Below are 288 nucleotides of genomic sequence, written 5' to 3' on the forward strand. Positions count from 1 at the left end.
CTGGCAAAAGCCGGAAAACTCACCTCTTCTATCGGCGTTGTCACTTATCAGGAAACTATTCCGGCACTGGTGGCGTTTCAAAAAACCTTTAATTTGCGCCTCGATCAACGTAGCTACATTACCGAAGAAGACGCACGCGGGCAGATTAACGAGCTAAAAGCTAACGGCACCGAAGCGGTGGTCGGCGCGGGGCTGATTACCGATCTGGCAGAAGAAGCCGGAATGACCGGAATTTTTATCTATTCCGCCGCCACCGTGCGCCAGGCGTTCAGCGATGCGCTGGATATG

1 protein-coding gene is annotated in these 288 nt (G+C 53.1%); it reads left to right on the forward strand.

Annotated features, from left to right (window positions below; all coding sequences use genetic code 11):
• Positions 1 to 288, forward strand: a 288-nt coding sequence (locus tag FN960_RS23865) for a PrpR N-terminal domain-containing protein (protein ID WP_185971139.1), incomplete at both ends; no start/stop codon positions are given.

It is taken from the genome of Alkalicoccobacillus porphyridii (genome assembly GCF_007293315.1).
In the GTDB taxonomy this organism is placed as follows: domain Bacteria; phylum Bacillota; class Bacilli; order Bacillales; family Bacillaceae_D; genus Alkalicoccobacillus; species Alkalicoccobacillus porphyridii.